The organism is Vallitalea maricola (assembly GCF_036985595.1).
Classification (GTDB): Bacteria; Bacillota; Clostridia; order Lachnospirales; family Vallitaleaceae; genus Vallitalea; species Vallitalea maricola.
On record NZ_BTPU01000303.1, the window covers coordinates 1 to 229 of the forward strand.

The 229-nt window shown below is 42.8% G+C and carries 1 protein-coding gene; it reads right to left on the bottom strand.

The genetic code is table 11. The features are described 5' to 3' along the window. A partial coding sequence (locus tag AACQ14_RS24165) for an acyl-CoA dehydrogenase family protein (protein WP_339366085.1) occupies window positions 1–229 on the bottom strand: 229 nt, incomplete at both ends.

Here is a 229-nt window from a genome sequence, read left to right on the forward strand (position 1 = left end):
TTATGTAACCTGCGCCGCCCATTAGCTGCAGCGCGGTATAGCAAACTTGATTGGCTTTTTCTGAAGCAAATAGCTTGGCCATTGAGGCTTCTTTACCAAAAGGTTGTCCCTTGTCTTTTTTATCTGCTGCGTTCATAAGCAATAAACGTGCTGCTTCTAGATCGGTATAAGCATCAGCTAGCATCCATTGAATGCCTTGAAACTTAGCAATTTTTTGGCCGAATTGTTG